The organism is Arthrobacter sp. zg.Y820, from assembly GCF_030125555.1.
In the GTDB taxonomy this organism is placed as follows: Bacteria; Actinomycetota; Actinomycetes; order Actinomycetales; family Micrococcaceae; genus Arthrobacter_B.
Genome location: NZ_JASKLX010000009.1, coordinates 493,304 through 515,841, shown reverse-complemented (window position 1 = coordinate 515,841; position 22,538 = coordinate 493,304). Strand labels below are relative to the sequence as shown.

Sequence of the window (22,538 nt, the reverse complement as noted above, 5' to 3'; positions counted from 1 at the left end):
GGATCAGTCTCCCTCGAAGATTTCCAGTCCCGGCAGATCCTCGGCACTGGCGGCGAGCTCGGCGACCGGGGTGCCTGACAGCACGGCGTCCGGATCCATCCAGGCCCAGGGCTGCAGCACGAAGGCACGGGTGTGCGCCCGCGGATGCGGAAGGGTGAGGGTTTCGTCGTCGAGCACCAAGTCGCCGTAGGTGATGATGTCGACGTCGAGGGTGCGCGGCCCCCAGCGCACCTCGCGTTCCCGGTGGTGCGCGTTTTCCACGCTCTGGCAGTGGGCCAGCAGGTCGTGGGGCGGCAGGTCGGTTTCCACGGAGACCACCAGGTTCAGGTAGTCGGGCTGTTCAGGCCCGCCCACCGGACGGGTCCGCACCACCGGCGACACCGCCTGGAGCCGAACGCCGGGATGGTTGGCCAGTTCGGCCACGGCGAGGGAGAGCGTGTCCCGGCTTTCGCCGAGATTGCTGCCCAGGGCGAGGACCGCGGTCACGGCCCCGGCGCCGGTCACAGCCGGTCCCGGTGGATGGTCACTGAGACATCGCCGAAGGGAACGGTGATGGGTGCCTGCGGTTTGTGGACGGTGACGTCGACGGCGCTGATGCCGGCAAAGCCGTCCAGGACGGCGCCGGCGATGCGCTCGGCCAGTGCCTCGATCAGGTTCAGCGGTTCGCCGGCGATGATGGCGGCCACCTGCTCAGCGAGTTCGCCGTAGTGGGCGGTCAATGTCAGGTCGTCGCTGAGGCCGGCCGGCCGCAGGTCGGCGTGCAGCACCACGTCCACCACAAAAGGCTGGCCGTTGCGCCGCTCGTCGTCGAACACTCCGTGGAATCCCCGTGCGGTTATTCCGGTCAGGGTGATGGTGTCGCGTGCGCGGGTGCGGGTGGCTGCGCTGCCGGCTTCCATGTCTATGCCTTCCATGCTGCTGTGGTCTTGACGGCGTCGAGGCTCGGGCCGACGTTGTGCACCCGGACGCACCAGACGCCGGAAAAGGCGGCGAGTGCGGTGATGGCCACCGTGGCGTCGTCGCGTTCCAGGGGCGGGGCCGCTTTGCCGGAGCGGGCCAGCAGGGAGCCGAGGAAACGCTTCCGGGAAGCGCCGATGAGGACCCGGTGGCCCATACCGTTCAACTTGTCGATGCTGCGCAGCAGTTCCCAGTTGTCGTTGCCGTGCTTGGAGAAGCCCAGCCCGGGATCGAGGATGATCTGCTCAGGAGTTGCTCCGGCGGCGTAGAACTGGTCCCGGAGCTTCGTCAGCTCGGTGATCACGTCATCGACGACGGAGTCGTACTCGGCGTGCGGGTCGCTGCTGCGGACGGCGCCGCGGCTGTGCATCAGCACGTAGTGAGCCCCGGTGCGCGCGATCAGCGCCGGCATTGCGGGATCCACCTCCAGGCCGGAGACGTCATTAATCAGGGCGGCGCCGGCCTGGATGGCCTTTTCCGCCGTTGAGGCGTTCATCGTGTCGACGCTGACCAGCGCACCGGCCTTCACGAGCGCTTCCACCACGGGCAGGATCCGCTGCTGTTCTTCCTCGGCGGTCACCCGCACCGAGTCGGGCCGGGTGGACTCCCCGCCCACATCGATGATGTCGGCGCCGTCGCAGTGCATTTTCAATCCGGCCTGGATGGCGGAGTCGGCCTGCGCAAACTGTCCGCCGTCGCTGAAGGAATCCGGGGTGACGTTGAGGATCCCCATCACCAGGGTGCGGTCGGTCGGCAGGTCTTCGAACCGGCGGGCCCGGGCGGAACGCACCAGCGGCAGCGGTGACGTCGCAGGCCCGGTTCCGGGAGCGGCGGCTAGTGAATCCATGGGGTGGGGGCGTCCTATCGTCCGAGAATGAGGCTCATTGCTTCTGCGCGGGTTGCGGTTTCCCGCAGCTGGCCGCGGACGGCCGAGGTGACGGTCTTGGCTCCGGGCTTGCGCACTCCGCGCATTGACATGCAAAGGTGTTCACATTCAATGACAACTATGGCACCGCGGGGGTCAAGGTTGTCCATCAGCGCGTCCACGATCTGCGTCGTCAGCCGCTCCTGAACCTGCGGGCGCCGCGCGTACACGTCCACCAGCCGCGCCAACTTGCTCAAACCGGTGACCTTGCCGTCCCTGGACGGAATGTAACCAATGTGCGCGGTGCCGTGGAAGGGCACCAGGTGGTGTTCGCAGGTGGAGAAGAACGGGATGTCTTTCACCAGCACCATCTCCTCGTGTTCAAGGGAGAAGGTGGTGGCCAGCAGGTCAACCGGACTCTGGTGCAGGCCGGCGAAGATTTCGGCGTACGATTTGGCGACCCGTTTGGGGGTGTCCTGCAGCCCCTCCCGGTCCGGGTCCTCCCCGATTGCCAGGAGGATCTCGCGGACCGCCTTTGCAATCCTGGGCTGGTCCACCGGGGCCAGGGAATCGGAGATGTCCTCCGCGGTCAGTTCATCGTCGAAATCCGTCACTGGTCGATCCTACCGTGACTGTCCCGGCGGCCGCCCCGGTGCCCCGGTGCCCGGGCGGATCCCCGGTTCCTTCCGGGACCGACGCACAGGGAGCCGGACGCAAAGGTGGCCCGGCATCATGCCGGGCCACCTTGTTTCATCGGTCGTTGTTTCAGCGGTCGTTCTGCGCCGAACCGTTAGTGCCGTCGGTCCGGTTGGCGGTGCCGCCCGGCCCGGCGTGGCCGGATCCGCTGCCCTCGGGATGCGTCAGCCCGTTGCTGGACACATCGAAGTCCTGCGGCAGATCGGCGTCGGCAATCTGATCCTGCGGGGAAACGGTGTCCGGATTCGGCTGGCCGTTGGCCGCGGCCTCGCGCCGCTCCTTGGCGGACACCACGGGAGGCAGGGTGTGGACCTGGCGGGTGGGCTTGGAGAGCCACACTTCGCGGACGTCCCGCTTGCGCACGTCCGAGAAGACCTCGGCAATTTCGGCCTGGTTCAGGGTCTCGCGCTCCAGCAGCTCCAGGGCCAGCCGGTCCAGGACGTCCCGGTTTTCCGTCAGGATCTGGTAGGCCTCGTCGTGGGCGTTGTCCAGCAGGCGCCGGATTTCCTCATCCACCACGTACGCCACCTGGTCGGAGTAGTTGCGTTCCTGCCCCATGTCGCGGCCCAGGAACGGTTCGCCTCCGCCGCTGCCGAGCTTCACGGAACCGATCCGCTCGCTCATGCCGTATTGCGTGACCATCTTCCGGGCCGTGGCGGTGGCCTTTTCGATGTCGTTGGACGCGCCGGTGGACGGATCGTGGAAGACGATCTCTTCGGCCACCCGGCCGCCCATGGCGTAGGCGAGCTGGTCAAGCAGTTCGTTGCGCGTGATCGAGTACTTGTCGTCCTGCGGCAGCACCATCGTGTAGCCCAGGGCGCGGCCGCGGGGCAGGATGGTCACTTTGGTGACGGGGTCGGTGTTGCGCAGGGCAGCAGCCACCAGGGCGTGGCCGCCCTCGTGGTAGGCGGTGATCTTGCGCTCGAGTTCCTTCATCACCCGGCTGCGCTTCTGCGGTCCGGCGATCACGCGGTCGATGGCCTCATCCAGTGCCCGGTCATCAATGAGCTGGGCGTTGGAGCGGGCGGTCAGCAGGGCTGCCTCGTTCAGGACGTTGGCGAGGTCAGCACCGGTGAAGCCCGGCGTCTTGCGGGCCACGATTTCCAGGTCGACGCCCTCAGCCATCGGCTTGCCCTTGGCGTGCACCTGCAGGATGTGCAGGCGGCCCTGCATGTCCGGAGCGTCCACGCCGATCTGCCGGTCAAAGCGGCCCGGGCGCAGCAGCGCCGGATCCAGCACGTCGGGGCGGTTGGTGGCGGCAATCAGGATGACGTTCGTGTTGCCGTCGAATCCGTCCATTTCCACCAGCAGCTGGTTCAGGGTCTGCTCGCGTTCGTCGTTGCCGCCGCCGACGCCGGCACCGCGGTGACGGCCGACGGCGTCGATCTCGTCGACGAAGATGATGGCCGGGGAATTGTTCTTGGCCTGCTCGAAGAGGTCGCGGACGCGGGACGCGCCCACACCCACGAACATCTCGACAAAGTCGGAACCGGAGATGGAGTAGAACGGAACTCCGGCCTCGCCGGCGACGGCGCGGGCCAGCAGGGTCTTACCGGTGCCGGGAGGGCCGTACAGCAGCACGCCCTTGGGGATTTTGGCGCCCACGGCCTGGAACTTGGCCGGATCCTGCAGGAATTCCTTGATTTCGTGCAGTTCCTCCACGGCCTCGTCAGCTCCGGCGACGTCGGCGAAGGTAACCTGCGGCATGTCCTTGTTGGTCAGCTTGGCCTTGGACTTGCCGAACTTCATGACCTGGGAGCCGCCGCCCTGCATGCGGGAGAGCAGGAACCAGAAGATGACGCCGAGGATAATGAACGGCAGGAACAGGCCCAGGAAACTGGTGAACCAGTTGGTCTGCACCGGCTGGTCGGTGAAACCTTCGGCGCCGGATTCGTTCACGGCTTCGACAATGTCCTGACCGCGGGCGGTGCCAAAGTAGAACTGCACGTTCTCGCCCTGGTCCTGGCCGCTGCTGTCCTTGTACTCGTCTTTAAGCGTCAGGTCGACCCGCTGCTCGCCGTCGTAAATCTTGGCCTGCTCCACCTTCTGGTCCTTGAGCAGCTGCAGGCCCACGCTGGTGTCCACCTGGGTTGCCCCGCTCGTGGAAAGGCTGGGAAGAATGAGTACAAGAAGGGCCACTGCCAGGATTATCCAAAAGACCGGCCCCTTGAAGAAGTTCTTAGATTTCATTCGTCGTCAGGGCGCAAGCCCCGTCCCTCCTGATCAACAACGCTGATAATGCGCGAAATATACTTCAACTAGCTATACACCGTTACCTGAAAGAACACGTCCCGAATACCCGGAAAGTTCCCTCTGGGCGTAGCACGTCGGCGTGATGCTGATCGCTGACGCAAAACCGGACGGCAGCCCGCGGGCCGCCGTCCGGTGCGCTCCAGCGGTGCTGTTTACTCGTAAACGTGCGGCGCCAGGGTTCCAATGAAATCGAGGTTGCGGTACCGCTCGGCAAAGTCCAAGCCGTAGCCGACAACAAACTCGTTGGGGATCTCGTAGCCCACGTACTTAACGTCGATTTCCACCTTCGCGGCGGTGGGCTTGCGCAGCAGGGTGCAGATCTCAACGCTGGCCGGTCCGCGGGACTGCAGGTTGGTGCGCAGCCAGGACAGGGTCAGCCCGGAGTCGATGATGTCTTCGACGATCAGCACGTGCTTGCCCAGCAGGTCCGTTTCCAGGTCCTTGAGGATGCGGACGACGCCGGAGGACTGAGTGCCGGAACCGTAAGAGGACACGGCCATCCAGTCCATGGTGACGTGGCTGTGCAGGGCACGGGAGAGGTCAGCCATGACCATCACGGCGCCCTTCAGCACACCAACCAGCAGGACGTCGCGTCCTGCGTAGTCGCGGTCAATCTCTGCTGCGAGTTCGGCAACCCGCGTTTGGATCTGTTCCTTCGTGTAGAGAACGTGCTTGAGGTCTGACTGGACGTCGTGTGAATCCACGAATGGCTCCCGGGTACGAGATGTTGCAGCTGTATTTTAGGTGCTGCTCTTTTTCCTAAAGACAAGATTGCCATAGCCGGAGCCGCCTTGGGGAACCGGATTAGTGCGCACCTGCCGGTAGACGCTGACTTTGCCCACCAGTTCCACCGGCCCGGCGGAGCCGACGCGCCGAAGCAGCGCCTCGACCGAACGCAGCCGCTCGTAGCTGGGCTGGGCGCCGCCCAGTTCCACCGCGGCCAGAGCCAGGACGCGCTGGCGTATGGCGGGAGCCAGTTTCCGCAGCGGCGCTTCGGGCAGCAGAATCGTGTCGGGATCCGGTTTCTGCGCATCGGTTTCGGCCGCTTGCGGAACCCGCAGCCGGTCGAAGGTTTCGGCGCTCACCGCGTCAAGGTAGTCGGCGTCGTTCGCCAGGATACGTGAGGAACGGAACAGTGCCTCGGCGATTCCCGGGCCCAGTTTCTCTTCCAGGAAGGGCAGGACTTCCGCCCGCACCCGCGACCGGGCAAAAGCCGGATCCGAGTTGGAGGGATCGAACCAGGGGTCCAGGCCCTCGCTTTCGCAGATTTCCTCCGTCTCGCTGCGGCGCAGGCCAAGCAGCGGCCGCAGGTACTTGCCGCGGACGGCGCGCATCCCTGCCAGGGACCGGGTGCCGGAACCGCGGGCCAGGCCCAGGAGCACCTGTTCGGCCTGGTCGTCCAGGGTGTGGCCCAGCAGCACGGCGTCGGCGCCGGTCTCTTCCACGGCGGCGTCAAGGGCCGCGTAGCGGACGGTCCGGGCGGCGGCCTCGGGCCCCATGCCGGTGGCCGGCACCGAGACGGTCCGGACCTGGACCGGATCCAGGCCCATGCCGCGGAGCTTCTCCGCCGCCGAAGCGGCAACTTCCGCGGATCCGGGCTGCAGGGCGTGGTCGACGACGACGGCGCCCACCCGGTAGTCTCCGCGCCGGGCGAAGAAGGATGCCGCTTCAGCCAGGGCCAGCGAGTCCGGTCCGCCGCTGCACGCCACCAGCAGCAGCGGCGGCGGCGTGGACGCGGTGCCGCGGGGCGGCAGGCCCGCGGCGTCAAGGGCGTCACGGATCATGTTGCGGGCCTTGCCGAGCGTCGGGTTCAGCCGCTTGCGGGGGCGGTTCCCGGAAGCCGGGACGGAAAACCCGGAGCCGGAGGGGTCGGTTGCTGACAGGTCAGGTTGCATCGGCACGTGCGGTTACAGCCCCATCCGGGTCATCCACAGCGAAGGCGCGTGGATCTCCGCTTCGGTCGGAAGGTTCTCCGGGCCTTCCCAGACCCGGTTGAACCCCTCCATGCCGGCGCTGTCCACCACGGCCCGGACAAATTTTGAGCCGTCCTTGTACTGGCGCATTTTTGCGTCCAGTCCCAGGATCTGGCGGAAGAACCGGTCCAGCCAGCCGTGGCTCCTGCCGCGGTCGTTGAAGCGCTGCCGGATGGTCTTGACGCTGGGAACGATCTGGGCGTCGACGGCGTCCATCACTACGTTGGCATGGCCCTCGAGCAGGGACATCACTGCGGTCAGGTGGGACATCCGCTCCTTGTCCTCGGGGTCCTGCAGCAGGGACATGACGTCCATCGGACGCTTGGGAACGCCGTCGTCGCCGGTTCCGCCCGTCAGGGCCTCGCGCCCGGCCGGTGTTGCGAGCGTCCTGGCCGCCTGGCCCAGGCGTTCGGACAAGGTCTGGGCCTTGTCCATCAGGCCGTTTGTCAGCAGGCCGATCTGTTCCAGCATGTGGTCGCGCAGCCAGGGAGCGGCGGCGAACTGCACCCGGTGGGTCTGCTCGTGCAGGCACACCCACAGCCGGAAATCCGCAGGAACCACGTTCAGGTCGCGCTCCAGTGTGATGATGTTCGGCGCCACCAGCAGAAGCCTGCCGCCGGAGGGTCCGCCGGGTGTCTTCGCGGCGAAGGGATCGTACTGGCCGAGCACCTTTGAGGACAGGAAGGCCAGGACCGCGCCGAGCTGGGCGCCGGTGACGGTGCCGCTGAACGCGGTGTTGGCGTTTTTCAACTCTTCCGGGTGGGTGCTGGCCAAATGGTCGAGGGCCGGGGTCATGAGTACGGCAAAGCTGCGCGAATTGGCCTTGGCCCAGGAGGCACGGTCCACCACGAGCACCTCGGAATCCCGCAGGTCCCGGGCAGCCTCCAGCCCGGTGATGCGGTGGACATGCGCCACTGCCTCGTCGGCCAGGGTGCGCAGGTCCGCCACCGCTTCGCGGATCTCACGGGCAGACATCTTGGGACCCGCGGGCACCAGGGTGGCAGCCGTTCCGGCGGCCAGATCCCAGTTCACCAGATCGGGGGCGGCTGAGGAACGGTCCTGCTGATAGCTCTCCATCCGTCCATCAGACCACACGGCACCCGGAATTGGTGAGGGGTTCGCTGTACGCCAAACGCCGTCAGCGGCAGCCGCACCCGGCCAGAACGGTGGCTGCCGCATCCACGGCGGCGCGGGCCTGAGCCGTGTTGCCCTCCAGGCCGTTGGCGACGAAGGCAAAGGACAGCAGCCGGCCGTCGGCGTCAGTCACGAACCCGCTCAGCGACGTCACGGCAAACAGGGATCCGGTCTTTCCCCGGACGACGCCGGCGGGGGAAGGACCGGCGCCATCGGTGCCGCCGGTGCCTGTAGTGCCGGTCAACCGGGAGGAGAGGGTTCCGCTCAGCCCCGCCACCGGCAGGGAGTAGGGCAGTGCCCTCACGTCGTTTTTCGTGGAAGTCAGCGCCGCCTGCACCGTTGCGGCGAGCTGCCTCGCGGAGATTTCAGTTCCGCCGCCCAGTCCGGAGACGTCCGCCAGCACCAGGCCGCCGGTGTCCACTCCGAGCCGGGAAACCGCTGACAGCACGGCGGCTGTTCCACCCTCGAAAGTGGCTTCCCGGCCGGTGGCCTGCGCGCTCATCCGGGCCAGTGCCTCGGCCAGGTAGTTGTCGGAGCTGAGCAGCATCTGCTGCACCTGGTCGGCGACGGGAGCCGAAACCACGGAGGCCAGCCGGTCGGCGCCTTCCGCAGCGGCGCCGCGCTCAATGACCGGGTCGACGGTGAAACCGTACCCGGCGGCGGAGGTTTCCAGGGCGGCGGCGAAGGCGCTGGCAGCCGCGAGCGCGGCGTCCCCGGCCCGGGGCCCGGAGGAGACGCCTTCGGCGGCCCACGCCGAATTAATGGCCAGCGGATACAGTGCGGCCATTTCACCTGCCGCCACGTCCTCCCGGCTCCACGCCGGCGAAAGGGAGGCGCCGGTGAACAGCGTGTCGTCGAGCCGGATGCTCACGGTTCCCGACGTCCCGCGCTCCGCCAGCGCCGCGGCTGTTTCATCGGCGAGGGTCTGCAGCCCGGCGTGGCCCACGATCGCGTCGTCGTCCGATTCGCCTGCAGTGAGGAGAACGTCTCCGCCGCCTTTGAGGATGATCGTTCCCGGAGCGGTGCCGGCGTGGACGCCGGTTTCGAAGCGGGTGTCCGCCCCCAGGTCCGAGAGTGCGGCAGCCGCCGTCAGGAGTTTCAGGCTGGAGGCCGGCGTCACGGGGACATCGCCGTCCAGGTCGTAGAGGACCTCCCCCGTCAGTGCATCCTGGACGGCCCCGGAGAATTTTCCGCTTCCGTCGACCGCCAGCTCGGCGTCAAGCAGTGCCGCCAGCACCCGGGTGTCCGGCGCCGGAGCTTCCGAACCGGCCGGGACCGGGAACTCATCCCCGCCGGAGGCCAGGCGGACCGGACTTTGCTGGTAGGACGGCACCACAACCTGCCGGGCCGGCTGCTCGTGCCGGAGGGCGGCAAGCACCGGCGGTCCCGCGTACACGGCCAGCGGCAGCACAAGAACCGTCAGGACGAGGGTCAGCAGAAGGCCGGTAAACACCCGAGCCATCGCCTCACCGCTGCTTTCCGTTAGCCGCTTCTCCTGCCGGAAACAGGAATTGGGGACCAAGACATATATCTTTAAGACTAGACCGGCGCCGCCGCCCGCATGGACGCGGACACTTACGCGTCGCCGGTGCCTTTATCAGCCTACGTTCACGGCAGTGTTTTTCGTCGACGCCGCGTTCGTCAACCCGTTTTGTGGCGCCCCCGCGGCGTCACGCCAGAGGAGTATCCATGTCCATCACGCTCGACGTCACCATCGAGATCCCCAAGGGATCCCGGGTCAAGTACGAAATCGACCACGAAACCCACCGCCTGCGCCTGGACCGTATCCTCTTCACCTCCATGGCCTACCCCACGCACTACGGGTACTTCGAAAACACCCTCGGTGAGGACGGCGACCCGCTGGACGCACTGGTCATGCTGCAGGACTTCGACCTGATGCCCGGCGTGCTGGTGGAATCCCGTCCGATCGGCGTTTTCAACATGGTGGACGACGGCGGCGGAGACGCCAAGGTTCTCTGCGTTCCCGTGGACCCGCGCTTCGACCATATCCAGGACATCTCGGATGTCTCCGACTTCCTGCTCGACGAGATCAAGCACTTCTTCACGAAGTACAAGGACCTGGAGCCGGGCAAGTGGGTTGAGGCCGCTGACTGGGCCGGCCGCGAGGATGCCGAGGCCGAGGTCAAGGCCTCCCTGGAACGCTTCGAGGCGCTCGGCGAAGGCAGCGAAGAGGACGAGCCCCAGGGCCGCGACGTGGACGCGAACCCCATCAACGAGTAGCACTTTCCTGCCCGGCCGGCGCCCCTGCGGATGCCGGCCCGGCAAGCGCCCGACGGCGGCCGTCCCCTTTCCGGGGCGGCCGCCGTCGTCGTTGGTTCCGGTGGGAGGACCCGCACCGAGACGGGATGTGGCACGCCGCAGCAACCGAAAACGGTTGTCTGCACGTGGACTCTGGCATGCTGATCCCATGCATTACGTGCTGACCATCAACCAGCGGGACTCCCGCGAGTCCGGCGACCTCGTCCCGGATCTGATCCGCTCCCTCCGGCACCTGCCGGCAGCTGTCCCGTTCCAGCGCTCGGTCGGCGACGAGGCGCAGGGGGTGCTGGCCGACGCCCCGACGGCAGTGGAAGCGGCGCTCTCAGCCATCCGGCAGCGGCGCTGGAACGTCGGGATCGGCGTCGGCGAACTGCGCCCGCCCCTGCAGCAGAACATGCTGGACAACGACGGCTTCGGCCTGGTCTATGCCCGCCGCGCCGTGGACCGGGCACGGAAAACCGGCGAACGCATCCCGCTGGCGGTGGACGGCCCGGACGGGGACGTAGCGGCGGAAGCGCAGGCCGTGCTGCGCCTGCTGGGCCAGATCGTCGCGAGCCGGACCGACGCCGAGTGGAAGGTCCTGGACCTGATGACGCCGGGGGCGCGCGGCCAGCAGAAGTACGTGGCGGAAATCCTGGGCATCACCGCCCAAGCCGTCAGCAAGGCAGTGGTGCGTTCCCACTGGCAGGAGGAGTGGGCCACCCGGCCCGCCGCAGCACGCCTGCTGTCGCTCTGCTACGGCCCGGCGTCCCTGCCGCCCGCAGCACTGGGTACTGACGTACTGGCGTACTGACGCCGGGACGGCCTAGAGGCCGCGGAGAATCGTCGCGGCGCCGTCTTCGTAAACGGTGCCCGTGACTTCGGTGGCCGCTTCCAACACTTCCTGCGGAGCCTGGCCCATCGCCACGCCGCGGGCTGCCCAGCCCAGCATCTCGATGTCGTTTCGGCCGTCGCCCATGGCCAGCGTGTACTTCCGGTCGATGTCCAGGATGCTGCGCACCTTTTCCAGGGCACTGGCCTTGGTGACGCCCTCCGCGGCGATGTCCAGCCAGGCGGTCCAGCCCACGGAGTAGGTCACGCCGTGCAGGCCGATGGCCCGCACCGCTTCGCCGAACTCCTCGGCCGTTGAGTCGGTGCTGAACACCACCACGCGCACGGCCTCGGCGCTGCGAAGCCGCTCAAAATCCACAGCCAGCGCCTCAACGCCAAAACTGGCGTCCTGGAAGCGTTCGGTGGACAGGAAGTGCCCATGGGCATCCTCCAGGGCGAATTTTGCCGTGGGCAGCTTCACCCGAAGGGCATCAAGCGCCGGCGAAGGATCGAAGACCACCCGGTCCAGCACCTCGAACCCGTCCGGAAGCGAGGGGTCCACGCGCAGGGTCACGCCGCCGTTGGAGCAGACGCAGTAGCCCTTGGTGATGCCGATGTTCTCCAGGATGGGCAGGGCCGCACCGTAGGAGCGGCCGGTGGCAACCACCAGATGGTGCCCGGCAGCAACGGCGGCCTGGGCGGCCTTGCGGACACCGGCGGACATGTGCCCGTCGTGGTCCACGAGGGTGCCGTCGACATCCAGCGCTACCAGGTGGGGAGTGGAATTAGGGTCTTGCCGGTCTTCGATGCCGGCGCTCGTCAAAGTAGTCATCGACCAATTTCAACAGAAGGTGGCGGATCGCGAAAGGACGTGCCTCACATGTGCGCCGATTTCCGGCGCAACAGCCGGAGCTTTACAGCACCGGCAGGACTTCCAGGCCGCCCAGGTACGGCCGCAGGGCAGCCGGGACCGTGACGGACCCGTCCGGGTTCTGGTGGTGCTCAAGGATGGCCACGATCCACCGGGTGGTGGCGAGGGTTCCGTTGAGCGTGGCCACGGCACGGGTGCCCTTGCCCTCGCCGTCCTGGCGTTCGCGGATGTTCAGCCGGCGGGCCTGGAATGTGGTGCAGTTTGAGGTGGAGGTCAGCTCGCGGTAGGCATTCTGGGTGGGAACCCAGGCTTCGCAGTCGAACTTCCGGGCGGCGGACATGCCCAGGTCGCCCGCGGCGGTGTCAATCACCCGGTAGGGCAGCTCCACCTTGGCGAGCATTTCCTCTTCCCAGGCCAGGAGCCGCTGGTGCTCTGCGGCGGCGTCCTCCGGCTTGGTGTAGATGAACATTTCCACCTTGTTGAACTGGTGGACGCGGATGATTCCGCGGGTGTCCTTGCCGTGCGAGCCGGCTTCCCGGCGGTAGCAGGAGGACCAGCCGGCGTAGCGGACCGGCCCGCCGTTGAGGTCCAGGATTTCGTCGGCGTGGTAGCCGGCCAGCGGCACCTCGGACGTACCGACCAGGTAGAGGTCGTCGTCGGCGAGGCGGTAGATTTCGGCGTCGTGCGCCACGTCGAAACCGGTGCCCTGCATGGTCTCGGGGCGGACCAGGGTGGGGGTGATCATCGGAACAAACCCGGCCTGCACGGCCTGGTCCATGGCCATGTTCAGCAGCGCCAGTTCCAGGCGGGCACCAACGCCGCGCAGGAAATAGAAGCGGGAGCCGGAGACCTTGGCGCCGCGTTCCATGTCGATGGCGCCCAGGAGTTCGCCGATTTCCAAGTGGTCGCGGGGCGCGAAGCCCTCGGCCTCGAAGTCGCGGGGGGTGCCGACCGTCTTGAGGACCTCGAAGTCGTCCTCGCCGCCGGCGGGTGCGCCGTCCTGCACCAGGTTGGGAATCCGGCGCAGCAGCGCGTCGGACTCGGCCTGGGCGGCATCGGCTTCGGCGCCGGCAGCCTTGACCGCACCGGCAAGTTCCTTGACCTCAGCCAGGAGGGCCTGCTTTTCGTCGCCCTTGGCCTTGGCCACCCGCTTTCCGAAGGCATTCTGCTCGGCCCGCAGGTTCTCGAAGCGGGTTCGGGAATCCCGGCGCGCGGCGTCGGCAGCAATGATCGCGTCCACCAAGGACTCGTCCGCTTGGCGGGCGCGCTGGGAGGCTCGGAATTTTTCAGGGTTTTCGCGGAGCTCATTTACATCGATCACGCTTCAAGAGTACCCAAAACCCTGGCGGGCCCGGGCACCGGCCCGGGTTAGGGTGGGAACCACTATGCCCACACCCGAGATCCTCCTGCTTGCACTCCTGATAACCGTCCTGACGGCGGGTGTGGTTTGGGCGGCAGTCCGACGGCGGCGCCGGCTGGCTGCGGAACGCCCCGTCTTCAAACCGCTGGCCCCGGGGCACCAGAGAGTTGCCATGGTGCTCAACCCGGTCAAGGTCCAGGCCCCGGCGGCGCGGGTGCTGCTGGCTGAGGCGTGCGAGCTGGCCGGTTGGGATCCTCCCCTGATCCTCGAGACCACCAGGGAAAGCCCCGGCTGGGAACAGGCGCGGCATGCCCTGCAGCTGGGGGCCGACGTCGTGGTGGCGGCCGGCGGCGACGGCACCATCCGGGAAGTTGCCCGCGCCCTGGCCAACGCCCCGGCCGCGCTGGGGCTGCTGCCGCTGGGCACCGGCAATCTGCTGGCGCGGAACCTGGGCCTGCCGGTCGCGGATCTGCCGGCCTCGGTCCGCGCGGCGCTGCACGGCCAGGAACGCCGCATCGACATGGGCACCATGACGCTGGAGAATTCCGTCACCGGGCAGGGCAGCAGCAGCGCGTTCCTGGTGATGGGCGGCATCGGACTGGATGCCGAAGTGCTCGCGGCGACCCGCGACGACCTGAAAAAACGCGTCGGCTGGATGGCCTACAGCGAGGCCGGCGTGCGGCTGCTGCCCGGACGCCGGACGAAAATGAGCATCTCCGTGGACGGAGAACCTCCGCGGGTGCGCAAGGTGCGCAGCATCCTCTTTGCGAACATCGGGCGGCTTCCCGCCGGAATCGACTTCATTCCCGAAGCCCGCATGGACGACGGGCTGCTGGATGTGGTGGTCATGAGTCCGCGGGGCCTGGCCGGGTGGCTCTGGCTGGCGGGCAAGGTGGTCACCAAGTATCCGAAGGACATCCCCGTCATCGATCACCGCCGGGCCCGGACAGTGGAAATCCGGGTGGGGCAGCCAACCCGAACCCAGCTGGACGGTGATGTCACGGGGGCGGCCACGAGCGTTCGGGTCCAAGTGAATCCCCTGGCGCTGCTGGTCCGCGCGCCCGCACCGGAGCAGCAGCGGCCCCGCCCGTTCGGCAGCCGCAGCAAGGCGGAAGCAGGGCAGCCTTAATCAGGCGCCCTTTCCGCCGGCGGCCAACCCGGACGGGACCGGCAGGCGGGACTAGGAGTCCTGCGTGCCTTCGGCGTCCGTGTAGCCGCCTTCGTCCTTGCCGGACTTGCCGCCCTCGGCACCCTCGGCATCCGTGTACTCGCCTTCGTCGTCACGGTTGACTGACTTCGGAGAGGCCTGTTCGCGGATCAGCTGCTCTTCCTCGGCGAACCGGATGTCGTTGCCCTGGTCTCCGGCGTCACCGCGGTAGTTGTCGTCAGCTGTGGACTGTCCGCTGGGCTTGGGGTCGGTCAGCTGTTCTTCCTCATTGGGATATTCAGACATGTGCTTACCTTCCTGAACGTTGAGACAGGACCCGTTGGATCCTGTGCCGCGTGTGCGGAAACACCGCACTCTTACCATCAGCATACTTACGAACGGGGAAACGGGAAAAGCCGGCGGCGCAAACCCGTCAGGGGGTGAGCATCAGCCGGACGGCCGTTTCGGAGGCGGAGAACCCGCCCACGTCGATGACCTCGCCGCCGAAGAACCGGTCCACCACCCGCGGGTCGATGTAGGATTTCCGGGCCACGGCGGGGGTATTGCCGAGGTGTTCGGCCACTTTACGTGCCGTGGCGGCCGCGGCCTGCTGCTTGGCTTTCTGCGTGGACGCCGCCGGGAACGCCCGGGCCAGGTGCATCGCGGCCACCACCGTGGCCTGCCAGGTGCGGAAATCCTTGGCCGTGAAGTCCCCGCCGGTGACCTCCTTCAGGAAGGCGTTCAGCGAGGCGCCGGTGATGCTGTGCCATCCTCCGTCACCGTCCTGATAGGCCAGCGCGGTGTCGGGCTTCGGACGGGCGAGCATGGGCTCCAGGGCAGCCACCAGGTCCGGATCCGCAATCGAGGTGTGCCACTCCTGCCCGCTCTTACCCGGGAAATCGAACTTCACCTCGGCCCCCTGCACCGTGACGTGCTCCACGCGCAGCGTGGTGGTTCCGTAGGAGCCGTTGACCTCGGCATACCGCTCCCCGCCGATGCGCAGGGCTCCGGCGTCGACAATCCGCAGGGCCGCGGCATAAGCGCGCTGCGGACCGGCACCGTCGGTGCGCAGATGCTTGGTGATCAGGCGCCTGGCCGCCGGCAGGGCCTGGGCAAAGGCCAGGGACCGGTCAAACTTCTCCCGGTCCTTCAGTTCCCGCCAGTGCAGGTGGTAGATGTATTGCCGGCGACCGGCGGCATCCGTCCCGGTCGCCTGGATGTGACCGTTGGCATAAGGGCTTATCCAGACGTCCGTCCAGGCAGGAGGAATGGCCAGGGCGCGGATCCGCTCCAGGGTTTCCCGGTCTTTCAGTACGTCGCCGCGCAGCCCGCGGTAGCTGAAACCGCGCCCCCGGCGCAGCCGCGAATATCCCGGATGCTCACAGTTGCTCCGCCGCAGCCGCATGTTTTTCCCTTCGCGTTTTCCTGTTTCCGGTGCACCGGGCCTGTCCGACAGCAGGGTCGCACCGAAATGTCGCTGCGGAGAGATTAGCCGTCGAGCAGGCCCTGAAGCCAGCGGTCCGCCGAGCGGAAGGCCTCGTCGCTGGTGTGCTTTGGAATTTCGGGCTCGCGGTGGTCAGCCCGGGGGTAGGAGCCCAGGAACCGCAGGTTCGGGCTGATCCGGTGCAGGCCCTTCAGGGCGTCGGCCATCCGGGCATCATTGATGTGGCCGTCGGCGTCAATGCTGAAGAAGTAGTCGCCCAGGAACAGCCCGGTGGGCCGCGACTCAATCCGGCTCAGGTTCACCCCGCGGGCGGAAAACTGGTCCAGGATTTCCATCAGCGCACCGGGATGGTCCTCCGGCAGCGGCACCACGAGAGTGGTCTTGTCGGCCCCGGTGGGCGCCGGCAGGGCAGCGGGCCGGCTCAGGAGCACGAAGCGGGTCACGGCGTCGGCCACGTCGCCGATGTCGGTGCGGATCACGTTCAGGCCCAGCCGCTCCGCCACCAACGGCGAACAGATGGCGGCGTCGTACCCGGCCCCCGGGGAGAGGAGGCCCGTCGCTGCGGCCGCGGTCGACGACGCGGGGAGATATTCCGCCTGCGGAATGTTTATTTCCGCCCAGTTCCGGCATTGGGCCCAGGCATGGGAGTGCGTGGAGACGGTGGTGATGCCGGCCAGGTCCAGTCCGGGCCGTGCGGCCAGGACGAAGGTGATGGGAACCAGGATTTCGCGCCGGATGCGCAGCGCATCGCCGGCCGAAATGGCGTCCAGGGTGGCACTGACGCCGCCCTCCACCGAGTTTTCAATGGGCACCACTGCAGCATCGGCGCGGCCGCTGCGGACCATTTCCAAGGCGGTGTTCACGCTGGTGGCGGGAATGCGCTCCGACGCATCCGCACCCGGAACCTGCAGCAGGGCGGCCTCCGTGAAGGTGCCCTCGGGGCCCAAATAGGTGTAAATCAGGCCCTCGGTTTCGCTGCCGGCACCGGTGCTGGGCGAAGCACTCATACGACCGTGGGGTCCTGCCCGTTGTCGGAGACCATGGGCTTTCCGGCTTCCAGCCACGCACCCATGCCGCCGGTGACATTCACAGCCGAGTAGCCGTGGGATTCCAGCCAGGCAGTGGCTCGCGCGCTGCGGCCGCCGGACCGGCAGATGACGGCGAGATCCTGGTCCGGGTCCAGGTCATTGAGGCGTTCGGGCAGGGAGTCGAGAGGAATGTGGAGGGCGCCGTCGATGTGCCCCGCTTCCCATTCGTAGTCCTCCCGAACGTCCAGAATCTTGGCATCGCTGCTGATCTCGCCTACTGATACGTTTTCCATTTTCCGGTTCCTGTCTTTGCATGTGCGGCGGCCCCGGGCCTCTTCGGGCTCCGGCGGCACGCCGGAACACCGGACCGGGTGTCAACTTCCTCCCAGCCTATAGTGGGAGCCCAGTCCGGAAAATAATCCGCCGTCCCGGAGGTCACATGTCCGCTCCGCCGCTTCCCGGTCCGACTTCACCGTCGACTGAGCCCACTGCCCTGCAGTGGCGGGACCGCCTCGCCTCGGGTGAAGTCAGCGCCCGCGAGGTGACCGGCTATTTCCTCCGGCGCATCGAGGAACGAAATCCGGCACTGGGCGCCTTCCTGCTGCCCACTCCGGAACCCGCCCTGCGGGAGGCGGCGGCGGCCGATGAACGATTTGCCCGCGGCGAGCCCCTGGGGCTGCTTCACGGCATGCCGCTGGCCCACAAGGATCTGACCGATGTTGCCGGAATACCCACCACGCTGGGCACCGCCGCCCTGGAACCGTATGTTCCGGCCGAGGACGGCCCCCTCCCCGCCGTCCTGCGCGGCGCCGGGGCCATCAGCCTGGGCAAGACCCAGGTTCCGGAGTTCGGGCTCAGCAGCTACAGCGAGAATTTCATCGGCGCTCCGGCCCGGAACCCCCTGGACCCGATGCGAAGCCCGGGCGGCTCCAGCGGCGGCAGCGCCGCGGCCGTGGCAGCGGGCATGATTCCATTCGCGCCGGGCACTGACGGCGGCGGATCGGTGCGCATTCCGGCCGCGGCCACCGGACTGGTGGGCTTGAAACCGAACCGCGGGCGGGTGCCGGCCGGAGGTGGCCAGAACGACCTGGGCCAGTTTGTGGTGGCCGGACCCCTGGCGCGCAACGCCGCGGATGCGGGGCTGCTGCTGGACGCCATGGTCGCCGGCCCCAACCATCATGCGACGTCGGCCGCGCCCTTCGAGGGCAGCTTCCTGGCCGCGGCCCAGCGGGCCGCAGGGCGTTTCCGGATCGGAGTGAGCACCCTCTCGCCGTTCTCCTCGCGCCTGGAGATCGTCCTGGATCCCGAGGCGGTGCAGGCACTCACCACCGGCATCCGCGCGCTCACCGCAGCCGGCCATGACGTGGTTGACGCCGAACTCAGCTACGACGAGCGCTATCCGGAGGCTTTCCAGACGGTGTGGACGGCCTCGCTCGCCACCTTGGTCCTGCCCGAGGGCGCCGAGCGGAGGCTGACACCGCTCACGGCGGCGGTCCGCCGTCGGGCCCTGCAGCGTTCGGCCGGGGAGCTGGCGTCGGCGCTGGATGTCCTGCGCCGCTTCGAAGAGGACACCATCCGCGCCTACAGCGCCTATGACATGATCCTCACTCCGGCGCTGGGCCAAACTCCGCGCCCGGTGGGCTGGTACTGGGAAAACCCGCCCGAAGCCGGATTTCCGGACGAAGAGGCACTGGGCTTGGAGGACTACGCCCGGCAGTGCCGCTACTCGCCCTTCACATCGATGGTCAATGTGTGCGGACTCCCGGCCATCTCCGTACCGACCCTGAGAACGCCGGACGGCCTGTCCATGGGCATTCAACTGATCGGACGGCCCGGCGCAGAGGCCCAGCTGTTGGCCGTCGCCGCGCAGTTGGAATCCTAAAACGCGTATACTAGTCCATGAGTTCCCCGCACCCCGCCTGAGGTCGCCATGGATGCCGTAACAGTGTGCCGTAGAACCAATTTGCCGGTGATGTTTCTCACTGCCCAGCAGGCTCCTGAAGCGATAGCGCGGAGAATTCCGCCCCGAGGCCGCCCCGCGCACACATATGCCGATGCGAACATGTTCGGGTGAGTTCTAATCCCAGCACCTCAGCCGCCCCGTCGGCCCGAAAGTCCTTCTTTGGCCATCCCCGCATGTTGGCGAACCTCTTCAGCGTCGAGCTGTGGGAACGGTTCTCCTTCTACGGCATGCAGGGCATCCTGCTGTACTACATGTACTACTCAGTCGCCGACGGCGGCCTGGGTATCGACATGGCCGTCGCCACCGGACTTGTCGGCGCCTACGGCGGTGGCGTTTACCTGTCCACCATTCTCGGTGCCTGGGTTGCGGACCGCCTGCTGGGCTCGGAACGTGTCCTGTTCTACTCGGCGATCATCATCGTGCTGGGCCACATCTCCCTGGCCGTGCTTCCGGGCGCGGCGGGACTGGCCGCCGGCCTGATCCTGATCGCCCTCGGTTCCGGCGGCCTGAAGGCCAACGCAACCTCGCTTGTTGGCACCCTCTACACAGAGACGGATGAGCGCCGCGACGCCGGGTTCTCCATCTTCTACATGGGCATCAACCTCGGCGCCCTCGTCGGCCCCATCCTGACCGGCCTCGTCCAGAACAAGTTCGGCTTCCACTTCGGCTTCGGCCTGGCCGCCGTCGGCATGGTCATCGGCCTGACCCAGTACGCCCTGACCCGCAAGCACCTGCCCGAGGCCGCCCATCTGGTCAGCAACCCGCTGCCGCGCCCGCTGTTCACCAAGGTGATCGCCGGAACGGTGGCCGCGCTCGTGCTGATCGTCCTGGCCGTGTTCTTCGGCCTGCTGACCGCGGAAAACCTGGCTCCGGTCATGGCCACCCTGGCCATCCTGGCGTCCATTGGCTACTTCGTGGTGATCCTGACGAGCAAGAAGGTCAACAGGATTGAGCGCCGCCGCGTCTACTCCTTCATTCCGATGTTCGTGGCCAGCGCCGCCTTCTGGGCCCTGTTCCAGCAGCAGTTCACCGTGGTGGCCATCTACGCCGACTCCTCGCTGGACCGCACCCTGTTCGGCTGGGAAATGCCGCCCAGCTTCGTGCAGTCCATCAACCCCGTGTTCATCATCATTTTCGCCGCGGTCTTCGCTGCACTCTGGACCAAGCTGGGCGACAAGCAGCCGTCTTCCCCGCTGAAGTTCGCCATGGGCCTGGCCGTCATGGGCCTGGCGTTCCTCGCCTTCATCCCGTTCTCCGGCGGCGCCCCGAACAGCACGCCGCTGCTGGCCCTGGCCGGCATCCTGCTGCTGTTCACGTTTGCCGAGCTGTTCCTGTCCCCGATCGGCCTGTCAGTGGCGACCAAGCTGGCGCCGGCTGTCTTCCGGACCCAGATGGTGGCCCTGTTCTTCCTGTCCGTCTCCTTGGGCACCACCATGGCCGGCTGGCTGGCACAGTTCTACGACCCGGCCACCGAGGTCAGCTACTTCGCGTTCAGCGGCATCACCGCCATCGTCCTGGGCGCCGCCCTGGTCGTGGCTACGCCCGCCATCAAGAAGCTGATGAGCGGCGTGCGCTAAGCACTACGCCAAGCCTTTCCAGGCTTCTCCAACGACGACGACGGCTTCCCGCCGTCGTCGTCGTTGGTTAAGCCGCGATGCAGGCTGTCCGCCGGAACCGCTGGATCCGCCGTTCCCCGAGTGGTACTACTGAAATCGCAGGCCTGATGATGGTGGAGGGCGGGACTCCCGCTTCCGCAGAAGGAGGACACGCCATGGCAGAGGACAAGAGCAAGGGCACCGGCAAGGATCCCAACGAGGGTACTGAAAATCCCGCGGAGGCACTGGTGGAGTCCGGGGCTGACGTCATTCCCGACGGCACGGGGGATCCCAATAAAACCGATCACCGGGTGGAGGTCCACGCGAGTATTTCCGAAGGATCGAATTCGAACAGCAAGACGTCCGGCCGCACCGGTTCCGAACCGGAGGGCCGGAAGGCCTAAGCGGGCGGCCACCTTAGCTGCCTTCTGCCACATCCGCGGGCGGCCGATCTGCCACCGGCGGCTTTTGTTTGGCATGCTTAGGGGTATGTCTACCCGAGCTGGCACAGTTGCCCAACCCTCCGACCTTGTGAACCTGACGGCACTCCTGGATGCCTACTACGACGTCACGCCGGACATGCAGGACCCCGCGCAGCGGGTCGTCTTCGGCACGTCGGGTCACCGCGGCTCGTCCCTGAACGGGGCCTTCAACGAACCGCACATCGCCGCCATCACGCAGGCGATTGTTGAGTACCGCACCGGACAGGGCATCACCGGTCCGCTGTTCATGGGCAAGGACACCCACGCCCTGTCGGAGCCGGCGCAGAACACCGCCCTGGAGGTTCTCGCCGGCAACGGCGTGAACGTGCTGATCGATTCCCGCAACGGCTTCACGCCCACTCCGGCGCTGAGCCACGCGATCCTGAAGCACAACACCGGCCGCACCGAGGAGGCCGACGGCATCATCATCACGCCCTCGCACAATCCTCCGGCAGACGGCGGTTTCAAGTACAACCCGCCCACCGGCGGCCCCGCCGGTTCCGAGGCCACCAATTGGATCGCCAACCGCGCCAATGAACTGCTGGAGGACGGGCTGCGCGGCGTGCGGCGCATTCCGCTCGGCGAGGCGCGGCTGGCCGACTCGGTGGGCACCTACGACTTCCTGCAGAACTACGTCGAGGACCTTCCGTCGGTCCTGAACCTGGACGCGATCCGCGAATCCGGCCTGCACATCGGCGCCGATCCCCTGGGCGGCGCCTCCGTGGACTACTGGGGTGCCATCGCGGAGATGCACCAGCTGAACCTGAGCGTGGTCAACCCCAACGTGGACCCGCAGTGGGCGTTCATGACCCTGGACTGGGACGAGAAGATCCGCATGGACTGCTCCTCCCCCGATGCGATGGCCTCGCTGATCTCGCGCGCCAACGAATATGACATTGCCACCGGCAATGACGCCGACGCCGACCGCCACGGGATTGTCACGCCCGACGCCGGGCTGATGAACCCCAACCACTACCTCGCCGTCGCCATCGACTACCTCTACCGGAACCGCTCCGGCTGGCCGAAGGACGCGGTGGTGGGAAAGACCTTGGTGTCCTCCTCGATGATCGACCGCGTGACCGGCGATCTGGGCCGAACCCTGATGGAGGTCCCGGTGGGCTTCAAGTGGTTTGTTCCGGGACTGCTCTCCGGTGAAGCGGCCTTCGGCGGCGAAGAATCCGCCGGCGCGTCCTTCCTGCGCCTGGACGGCAAGGCCTGGACCACCGACAAGGACGGCATCCTGCTGGCCCTGCTGGCCTCGGAGATCACCGCGGTGACGGGCAAGACGCCGTCACAGCGGTACCGGGAGCTGACCGCAAAGTTCGGCGATCCCGAGTACGCCCGCGTGGACGCCCCGGCCAGCCGCGAGCAGAAGGCGGCGCTGGCGAAGCTCTCGCCCTCGGACGTCACCGCCACCACCCTGGCCGGCGAGGACATCACGGCGCGCCTGACCGAGGCGCCGGGCAACGGCGCACCCATCGGCGGCCTGAAGGTCACCACCGAGAATGCCTGGTTTGCCGCCCGCCCCTCGGGCACCGAGGACGTGTACAAGATCTACGCCGAATCCTTCAAGGGCGTGGAACACCTGCGCACCGTCCAGGCCGAGGCCAAGGCCATTGTGGACGGCGTCATTTCCTAGCCCCAATCTCTCCCTAGTCCCCGCCGGGTCAGGCGGGGTCG

At 67.3% G+C, this 22,538-nt stretch carries 22 protein-coding genes; 7 read left to right on the top strand and 15 right to left on the bottom strand.

Annotated elements, in window-relative coordinates:
* Positions 1–3: 3 nt before the first annotated feature.
* The 9 genes from folK to dacB form a co-directional block, all read right to left on the bottom strand.
* Entirely contained in the window at positions 4–504 is a 501-nt protein-coding gene (folK, locus tag QNN99_RS11400) for a 2-amino-4-hydroxy-6-hydroxymethyldihydropteridine diphosphokinase (protein ID WP_229966557.1), read from the bottom strand.
* Entirely contained in the window at positions 501–899 is a 399-nt protein-coding gene (folB, locus tag QNN99_RS11395; RefSeq protein WP_229966556.1) for a dihydroneopterin aldolase, read from the bottom strand. The genes folK and folB overlap by 4 nt, the downstream gene beginning before the upstream one ends.
* A gap of 2 nt (positions 900–901) precedes the next feature.
* The gene (folP, locus tag QNN99_RS11390) at positions 902–1,804 is read right to left on the bottom strand and encodes a dihydropteroate synthase (protein ID WP_229966555.1); all 903 of its coding nucleotides are present in this window, start codon (positions 1,802–1,804) and stop codon (positions 902–904) included.
* A 14-nt stretch (positions 1,805–1,818) separates the two neighbouring features.
* Positions 1,819–2,436, bottom strand: a complete 618-nt coding sequence (gene folE / locus QNN99_RS11385; RefSeq protein ID WP_229966554.1) for a GTP cyclohydrolase I FolE — start codon at positions 2,434–2,436, stop codon at positions 1,819–1,821.
* Positions 2,437–2,587: 151 nt separating this feature from the next.
* Positions 2,588–4,708 (bottom strand): ATP-dependent zinc metalloprotease FtsH, encoded by a 2,121-nt coding sequence (gene ftsH / locus QNN99_RS11380; protein ID WP_229966553.1) that lies wholly within the window; start codon positions 4,706–4,708, stop codon positions 2,588–2,590.
* A 215-nt stretch (positions 4,709–4,923) separates the two neighbouring features.
* Complete coding sequence (gene hpt, locus QNN99_RS11375) at positions 4,924–5,475, bottom strand: hypoxanthine phosphoribosyltransferase (protein ID WP_229966552.1); 552 nt, start codon at positions 5,473–5,475, stop codon at positions 4,924–4,926.
* A 36-nt stretch (positions 5,476–5,511) separates the two neighbouring features.
* The gene (gene tilS, locus QNN99_RS11370; RefSeq protein ID WP_229966688.1) at positions 5,512–6,666 is read right to left on the bottom strand and encodes a tRNA lysidine(34) synthetase TilS; all 1,155 of its coding nucleotides are present in this window, start codon (positions 6,664–6,666) and stop codon (positions 5,512–5,514) included.
* A 12-nt stretch (positions 6,667–6,678) separates the two neighbouring features.
* The gene (locus QNN99_RS11365) at positions 6,679–7,821 is read right to left on the bottom strand and encodes an Rv3626c family coenzyme F420 biosynthesis-associated protein (protein ID WP_229966551.1); all 1,143 of its coding nucleotides are present in this window, start codon (positions 7,819–7,821) and stop codon (positions 6,679–6,681) included.
* Between the two features lie 61 nt (positions 7,822–7,882).
* Positions 7,883–9,331 carry a D-alanyl-D-alanine carboxypeptidase/D-alanyl-D-alanine endopeptidase gene (dacB, locus tag QNN99_RS11360; RefSeq protein ID WP_229966550.1) on the bottom strand — a complete coding sequence of 483 codons (1,449 nt, stop codon included), beginning with the start codon at positions 9,329–9,331 and terminating at the stop codon, positions 7,883–7,885.
* Between the two features lie 236 nt (positions 9,332–9,567).
* Here dacB and QNN99_RS11355 point away from each other — a divergent pair, with 236 nt between their 5' ends.
* The gene (locus QNN99_RS11355) at positions 9,568–10,119 is read left to right on the top strand and encodes an inorganic diphosphatase (RefSeq protein ID WP_231712770.1); all 552 of its coding nucleotides are present in this window, start codon (positions 9,568–9,570) and stop codon (positions 10,117–10,119) included.
* A 187-nt stretch (positions 10,120–10,306) separates the two neighbouring features.
* Positions 10,307–10,951: a SatD family protein gene (locus tag QNN99_RS11350; RefSeq protein WP_229966549.1), complete on the top strand. Its 645-nt coding sequence runs from the start codon at positions 10,307–10,309 to the stop codon at positions 10,949–10,951.
* Between the two features lie 12 nt (positions 10,952–10,963).
* On the opposite strand, the gene QNN99_RS11345 is transcribed toward QNN99_RS11350, so the two are convergent.
* Positions 10,964–11,800, bottom strand: a complete 837-nt coding sequence (locus QNN99_RS11345; protein ID WP_229966548.1) for an HAD family hydrolase — start codon at positions 11,798–11,800, stop codon at positions 10,964–10,966.
* 82 nt (positions 11,801–11,882) lie between these two features.
* Positions 11,883–13,160 carry a serine--tRNA ligase gene (serS, locus tag QNN99_RS11340; protein ID WP_229966547.1) on the bottom strand — a complete coding sequence of 426 codons (1,278 nt, stop codon included), beginning with the start codon at positions 13,158–13,160 and terminating at the stop codon, positions 11,883–11,885.
* 64 nt (positions 13,161–13,224) lie between these two features.
* Between serS and QNN99_RS11335 the strand changes: the two genes are divergently transcribed.
* Positions 13,225–14,328 carry a diacylglycerol/lipid kinase family protein gene (locus QNN99_RS11335; RefSeq protein WP_229966546.1) on the top strand — a complete coding sequence of 368 codons (1,104 nt, stop codon included), beginning with the start codon at positions 13,225–13,227 and terminating at the stop codon, positions 14,326–14,328.
* Between the two features lie 51 nt (positions 14,329–14,379).
* Here the strand turns inward: QNN99_RS11335 and QNN99_RS11330 are convergent, their stop codons facing one another.
* From QNN99_RS11330 to QNN99_RS11315, 4 genes are all read right to left on the bottom strand, one after another.
* Positions 14,380–14,652 carry a hypothetical protein gene (locus tag QNN99_RS11330; protein ID WP_229966545.1) on the bottom strand — a complete coding sequence of 91 codons (273 nt, stop codon included), beginning with the start codon at positions 14,650–14,652 and terminating at the stop codon, positions 14,380–14,382.
* A 127-nt stretch (positions 14,653–14,779) separates the two neighbouring features.
* A complete protein-coding gene (locus QNN99_RS11325; RefSeq protein WP_229966544.1) occupies positions 14,780–15,751 on the bottom strand; it encodes a DNA topoisomerase IB in 972 nt (323 codons plus the stop codon).
* A gap of 83 nt (positions 15,752–15,834) precedes the next feature.
* Complete coding sequence (gene pheA / locus QNN99_RS11320) at positions 15,835–16,797, bottom strand: prephenate dehydratase (protein ID WP_229966543.1); 963 nt, start codon at positions 16,795–16,797, stop codon at positions 15,835–15,837.
* Positions 16,794–17,111 (bottom strand): rhodanese-like domain-containing protein, encoded by a 318-nt coding sequence (locus QNN99_RS11315; RefSeq protein ID WP_229966542.1) that lies wholly within the window; start codon positions 17,109–17,111, stop codon positions 16,794–16,796. The genes pheA and QNN99_RS11315 overlap by 4 nt, the downstream gene beginning before the upstream one ends.
* Before the next feature lie 146 nt (positions 17,112–17,257).
* On the opposite strand from QNN99_RS11315, the gene QNN99_RS11310 reads away from it, so the two are divergent.
* The 4 genes from QNN99_RS11310 to pgm all read left to right on the top strand — a co-directional run bounded on the left by QNN99_RS11310 (position 17,258) and on the right by pgm (position 22,497).
* On the top strand, positions 17,258–18,700 hold the full coding sequence (locus tag QNN99_RS11310; protein ID WP_229966541.1) for an amidase: 1,443 nt from the start codon (positions 17,258–17,260) through the stop codon (positions 18,698–18,700).
* Positions 18,701–18,888: 188 nt separating this feature from the next.
* On the top strand, positions 18,889–20,358 hold the full coding sequence (locus QNN99_RS11305) for a peptide MFS transporter (protein ID WP_284015847.1): 1,470 nt from the start codon (positions 18,889–18,891) through the stop codon (positions 20,356–20,358).
* 194 nt (positions 20,359–20,552) lie between these two features.
* Positions 20,553–20,780 carry a hypothetical protein gene (locus tag QNN99_RS11300; protein ID WP_229966540.1) on the top strand — a complete coding sequence of 76 codons (228 nt, stop codon included), beginning with the start codon at positions 20,553–20,555 and terminating at the stop codon, positions 20,778–20,780.
* Positions 20,781–20,865: 85 nt separating this feature from the next.
* Positions 20,866–22,497: a phosphoglucomutase (alpha-D-glucose-1,6-bisphosphate-dependent) gene (gene pgm, locus QNN99_RS11295; protein ID WP_229966539.1), complete on the top strand. Its 1,632-nt coding sequence runs from the start codon at positions 20,866–20,868 to the stop codon at positions 22,495–22,497.
* Positions 22,498–22,538 lie beyond the last annotated feature (41 nt).